The organism is Nocardioides sp. (genome assembly GCF_035703625.1).
In the GTDB taxonomy this organism is placed as follows: Bacteria; Actinomycetota; Actinomycetes; order Propionibacteriales; family Nocardioidaceae; genus Nocardioides.
Map to the genome: position 1 here is coordinate 1 of NZ_DASSXS010000148.1, position 5,914 is coordinate 5,914.

General features: G+C 70.5%; 6 protein-coding genes. 4 read left to right on the forward strand and 2 right to left on the reverse strand.

Annotated elements, in window-relative coordinates:
• The 4 genes from VFN12_RS07195 to VFN12_RS07210 form a co-directional block, all read left to right on the forward strand.
• Positions 1 to 625: phosphatase PAP2 family protein (locus tag VFN12_RS07195; protein WP_325117945.1), on the forward strand; the 625-nt coding region annotated here is incomplete at its 5' end.
• A 183-nt stretch (positions 626 to 808) separates the two neighbouring features.
• A complete protein-coding gene (locus VFN12_RS07200) occupies positions 809 to 2,140 on the forward strand; it encodes a C40 family peptidase (protein ID WP_325117946.1) in 1,332 nt (443 codons plus the stop codon).
• 114 nt (positions 2,141 to 2,254) lie between these two features.
• Entirely contained in the window at positions 2,255 to 4,270 is a 2,016-nt protein-coding gene (locus VFN12_RS07205) for an acyl-CoA dehydrogenase (RefSeq protein ID WP_325117947.1), read from the forward strand.
• 3 nt (positions 4,271 to 4,273) lie between these two features.
• Positions 4,274 to 4,936 (forward strand): methyltransferase domain-containing protein, encoded by a 663-nt coding sequence (locus VFN12_RS07210; protein ID WP_325117948.1) that lies wholly within the window; start codon positions 4,274 to 4,276, stop codon positions 4,934 to 4,936.
• On the opposite strand, the gene VFN12_RS07215 is transcribed toward VFN12_RS07210, so the two are convergent.
• On the reverse strand, positions 4,926 to 5,450 hold the full coding sequence (locus VFN12_RS07215; protein ID WP_325117949.1) for a pyridoxamine 5'-phosphate oxidase family protein: 525 nt from the start codon (positions 5,448 to 5,450) through the stop codon (positions 4,926 to 4,928). The genes VFN12_RS07210 and VFN12_RS07215 overlap by 11 nt on opposite strands.
• A gap of 52 nt (positions 5,451 to 5,502) precedes the next feature.
• The coding region (locus VFN12_RS07220; RefSeq protein WP_325117950.1) for an inorganic diphosphatase at positions 5,503 to 5,914 on the reverse strand (412 nt) is incomplete at its 5' end.

The window sequence follows — 5,914 nt, forward strand, 5'->3', positions numbered from 1 at the left end:
CGTCCTGCAGTCGCTCCTCGGGACCGACGTCCTCGCCCACCCGCTGTCGGCGGTCTATCTCTGGTTCCTGCCCCTGGTGCCGCTCGCGCTCACCGCCTGGCTGATCTGGTCGCCCAACATCTCCTACGGCTACTGGTTCGCCACCTCCCAGTGCGTCGCCTGGGCCCTGGGGACCGCGTCCTACTACGCGCTGCCCACGCTCGGCCCCGGATTCGAGTACCCCTCGCTCTACTTCGACCTGGCGGACACGCCGACCTCCCAGCTCATGGAGGCTCTCGCCTACCAACGACAGGGAGTGGTCCTCGGCGGTGTCGCCGACGCCGTCCAGTCGGTGGCCGGCTTCGCCAGCCTGCACTGCGCGGTCACGCTGCTCGTCGCCCTGATGGTGCAGTACACGCTGAAGAACCGGGTGCTGCACTACATCTTCTGGGCCAACTTCGGTGTCACCGTCGTGGCCACGATCTACTTCGGCTGGCACTACGTCGCCGACGACGTGGCCGGCATCCTGATCGCGCTCATCGCCTTCTACGTCGGCGGCATCGCCAGCGGCCAGAAGTTCGACCGGCACGGGCTCGCCTCGCACCCGACCACCACCACCTCTGCGGTACCGGTCGACCAGCACTGATCCCGCTCCCTTGAGCGGTCCTTCGAATTACAACCTTGTAGTTCGTCAAGTCGACACGCCGGTGAGTCGTGGGAAATTTGGGAAAACTGTTCCTTTTGTGACTCGTGAGCATTAGCGTGCTCCGAGTGTCGGGTGGTTCGCCACTCGGGTCACCCGACACCACCGACGAACAAGGAGCTCCCCGTGCGTGCACTCGGACTGGCGATCGCCACCGTGCTGACCCTGGTTGTTGCCGGGTCGGCCGCTGCCGACGACACCGTGCCGACCCAGCGCGAGGTCAACGAGGCCAAGGCCGCCGCCGAGGCACAGGAGCGCGACGTCGCCGCGGTCCAGGCAGACCTCGTCCTGGCCAACCAGCGGTTGCAGGCCTCGGCCGTCGAGGCGGCCCAGGCCGCCGAGGCGTGGAACGGGGCTCGCTACCGCCTCGAGCAGGCCCAGAAGGCCGCGGCCGCGGCCGAGGATCGTTCGGCAGCGGCCACCGCCGACGTCGAGCGACTGCGTCAGGCGTACGGCGACACGGTCGCGTCGTCGTACCAGCAGGCCCCCGAGCTCACCGCGCTCAACGCGATCGCCGGCTCCGACGGCATCGACGGCGTGATCGACCAGGTCAACACGATGCGCAACGCGGAGACCGCGCTGGACGCCAACTACGACTCCTTCCGGGCGGCCTCGACCCTCGCCGACGTCGCCACGAAGCAGGCGCAGGCGGCCCGCGCCGAGGCGTCGGCCCTCGAGGTCGAGGCGAGCGAGGCCCGGGACCAGGCGCAGGCCGCCGCCGACTCCGCGGCTGCCGCGGCGGAGTCCATCGCCCAGGAGAAGAGCGCGCTGATCCGCGAGCTCGCGCGCCTCCAGGACGTCAGCGTCGACCTGGCCGAGCGGCGCCAGACCGCACTGGAGGAGGCAGCGGCGCGAGCAGCAGCCGCCGCCGCACTCCGGGAGCAGCGAGCCCAGGAGCGCCGCGAGCGGCGCCAGGCCCAGGCAGCGGCGGCGAAGGAGGCGGCCGAGGAGACCGACGACCAGCCCAGGCCCCCCCAGTCGTCGGGGCAGGGCAATGACAACCCCCAGCCCCAGCCGCAGCCCCAGCCCCAGCCGCAGCCCCAGCCCTCGCCGCCGCCGGCCCCGCCGGCCCCGCCGGCCCCGCCGGCGCCGTCCTCGGGCTCCTCGGCCGCGATCAGCTTCGCCCGGGCCCAGATCGGGGAGCCCTACCAGTGGGGCGCCGCGGGTCCCGGCTCCTGGGACTGCTCGGGCCTGACGATGGGCGCGTGGCAGGCCGGCGGCAAGTACCTCCCGCACTACTCGGTCGCCCAGTACGAGCAGGCCACGCCCATCTCCGCCGGGTCGCTGCGGCCCGGGGACCTGGTCTTCTGGGGCTCGTCGAGCGACCCGTCGTCCATCTACCACGTCGCCCTCTACGCCGGTGGCGGCCAGATCATCCACGCGCCGCGGACCGGCCGGCCGGTGACCCAGGAGTCCATGTACTACTGGATTCCCCCCAACTTCCACGCGCGTCCCTGACGCCTCGGGCGTGGAGGAACCACCCTTCGAGGTGGGAGTTGTGACCCTTCTCGGGGGTTCCAAGTCCCACCTCGAAGGTCTGTCTGGACCAGTGGCCTTCGGTAGCGTCCTGCCATGGCCACCGACATCGCCCCCACCCATGACGCGACCCCTGCCACCGGGGCGGACGGGCCCGAGACCTCCGAGTACGTGCAGCCGACGGTCGACGTCCCCGCCCTCACCCGCCTGCTGGATGGCCGGCACGCCGAGGTGCGCAACCTCGTCCGCACCAACCTGGCCGAGTACGCCTCGGTGCTGGAGGACGCGGAGACCATGTCGACCGACGACTTCCGGGACCGGGTCCGAGACCTCGTGGTGGAGATGGCCTCGACCGGCCAGACCGGGATGGGCTTTCCCGAGGAGTACGGCGGCGGCGGTGACGTCGGCGCCTCGGTCGCGGCCTTCGAGACCCTCGCCTTCGGCGACCTGTCCGTGCTGGTCAAGGTGGGCGTCCAGTTCGGGCTGTTCGGGGGCGCGATCCTGCAGCTGGGCACCAAGGCGCACCACGACGCCTACCTCCCCGACCTGATCAGCGGGAAGGTCATGGGCTGCTTCGCCATGACCGAGACCGGACACGGGTCCAACGTCCAGGCCCTCGGCACGGTCGCCACCTACGACGCGAGTGCCGAGGAGTTCGTGATCAGCACTCCTGACGACGCGTCGCGCAAGGACTACATCGGCAACGCCGCCCGGCATGCCGAGCTGGCGGTGGTCTTCGCCCAGCTCGAGATCGAGGGCACGTCCGAGGGGGTGCACGCGTTCGTCGTACCCCTGCGCCGCGACGGCGAGGTCCTTCCCGGCATCCGGATCGAGGACTGCGGCCGCAAGCTCGGGCTCAACGGCGTCGACAACGGGCGGATCTGGTTCGACGGAGTCCGCGTGCCGCGATCAGCCCTGCTCAACCAGTTCGCGGACGTGACACCCGACGGGGTCTACCGGTCGCCCATCGAGAACCCCAACCGCCGGTTCTTCACCATGCTCGGCACGCTCGTCCAGGGCCGGGTGTGTGTCGGAGGTGGGGGCATCAACGCCGCCAAGGTGGCGCTGGCGATCGCCACGAAGTACGCCGTCCGGCGGCGCCAGTTCAACGCCACCTCCGAGGACCACGAGGAGCTGCTCCTCGACTACGGCATCCACCAGCGCCGGTTGTTCCCGCTCCTGGCCAGGACCTACGCACTGCACTTCGCACAGGAGATCGTGGCCGAGCAGCTGCACGAGGTCTCCTCGCGCACCGAGTCCCCGGAGGACGGGGAGAACGAGCACGTCCGCCGCGAGCTGGAGTCGCGCGCCGCGGGCACGAAGGCGATCGGGACCTGGCATGCCACCGAGACCATCCAGCAGTGCCGGGAGGCCTGCGGCGGTGCCGGCTACCTGTCGGTGAACCGGTTCGACGCGCTCAAGGCCGACACCGACGTCTTCACCACCTTCGAGGGCGACAACCACGTCCTGCTCCAGCTGGTGGCCAAGGGCCTGCTGACCGACTACGCCAGCGACTTCGAGGACATGGACCAGTTCGGGATGGTCCGGTTCGTGGCCGGCTTGGCGGTCGACACCGTGCTCGAGAAGACCAACGTGCACAAGCTGATCGAGCGGATCAAGGACGTCCTGCCCGGTGGAGACGAGTGGGACCAGGAGGCCGGGCTGCTCGATCCCCAGTACCAGCTGATGATGCTCCGCTTCCGCGAGGAGCACATGCTCGGTGGTGTGGCGCGACGGCTCAAGCGCGGCATCGACAACGACATGAACCCCGGAGAGGTGTTCTCGCGGGTCCAGGACCACGTCATCGGCGCGGCGCGCGCCCACGTCGAGCGGCTCGTCGTCGAGGCGTTCGTCGACAAGGTGGGCGAGCTGCCCGACGGCGACCAGAAGGTCGCGCTGGGCCTGCTCTGCGACCTGCACGCGCTGAGCACCATCGAGAACGACCGGGCCTGGTTCATGGAGCACGGCCGGCTCACCAGCCAGCGGTCCAAGGCGATCACGCGGGAGATCAACGGCCTGCTGCGGAAGATCCGGCCCCTGGCGGTCGACCTCGTCGACGCGTTCGGCGTACCCCCGGAGATGCTGCGGTCGCCGGACCTGGTCGGGGCCTGACCCGTGCCGCTCCCCGGGTTCGGTGGTTGGCACGACGACCCGCTCTGGGCATCGTTCTACGACTGGAGCGTGGAGCACGCCCGCGTCGGCGGAGCCCTGTGGCGGCTGGGGATCGGCAGCGACCTGGGCCTGCTCTACGAGGCAGCCGAGGAGATCGGGCGCCAGCCGCCCGCTTCGCGGGTCCTCGACGTGCCGTGCGGGGGCGGGGTCGCGCTCCGCGGGCTGCGACCCGACCAGCACCTCACCTACGTCGCGGCCGACATCGCCCGGGAGATGCTCGAGCGGACCATGGACGCCGCCCGGGAGCGGGGGGTCGACGGCCAGGTGGAGGTGCGCGTGGCCGACGTCGGCGCCCTGCCGTTCCCCGATGGCGACTTCGACCTCGTGGTGTCGTTCACGGGCCTGCACTGCTTCCCCGACCCCCAGCTCGCCGTGACGGAGATGGTGCGCGTCCTGCGGCCGGGAGGCGTGCTCACCGGCAGCGCCGTACTCAACGACACCGGGATCCGCTTCGAGCCCATGCGACGGGTCGGGCGGGCCGCGAACCTGCTCGGCCCCAGCTGCACCGGACCCGAGCTGCGCTCCTGGTTGGAGGGCCTCGGGGTCACCGACCTGACGCTCCGGAACAGCGGAGCGATCTGCTACTTCCGTGGAGTCAGGGGCTGATCCCGCGCTTGCGCAGCAGCTCCTCGCGCTTCCACGCGTAGCCGACCATCCAGTGCGGCCGGTAGCGGTAGAGGACGATCCGCTCGCCCCAGCTCAGCGGGGAGCTGCCGTAGTGGTTCGTCCAGTGGTCGAGGGTCTCGGCCCAGTCCTCGTCCGTCTCGGCCATCTCCTCCACCCGGCCGTGGCTGAACAGGGCCAGCTCCTCGTGGTCGACGTGGGCGACGCTGACGTCGGGGCGCACATGCATGTGGCGTGCCTTGGCCGCCTCCCCGCTCGTCGAGAACGACCAGGTCCCGTGCAGGAAGTGCCCGTCCATGGCGCTGATCCGGGGGTGACCCTGGGCCGTCACCGTGGCCACGCTGATCACCTTCATGCCGGTGAGCAGTGCGACCAGGTCCTCGGCGGTCAGCCTCCGCTCGTCGCTGATGATGTCGCGCAGATGCTCGGTCGACCGGGCGTGGGAGCGGTCGAGCAGCTCCTGGAGGGCGGTCAGCTCGTCGGCGGTCTCGTACATGCGGGCGACGCTACGCCGCCGTAGGCGCCCGCGGCAGCGAAGCAGCGCCCCCTCAGTGGGTGAGGCCGGACTCCTCGGCACGCTTGAACGACGCACGCACCTCGGCCTCGGCCTCGTCGCGACCGACCCACTCGGCCCCTTCGACGGACTTGCCGGGCTCGAGGTCCTTGTAGACCTCGAAGAAGTGCTGGATCTCGAGGCGGTCGTACTCGGACATGTGGTGGATGTCGCGCAGGTGCTCCTGGCGGGGGTCGTTCGCCGGCACGCACAGCAGCTTGTCGTCGCCGCCCGCCTCGTCGGTCATCCGGAACATGCCGATCGCGCGCGCGAGCACCAGGCAGCCCGGGAACGTCGGCTCCTGGACGAGCACGAGCGCGTCGAGCGGGTCGCCGTCCTCGCCCATCGTCCCCTCGATGAATCCGTAGTCGGCCGGATAGCTCATCGATGTGAAGAGGCGCCGGTCG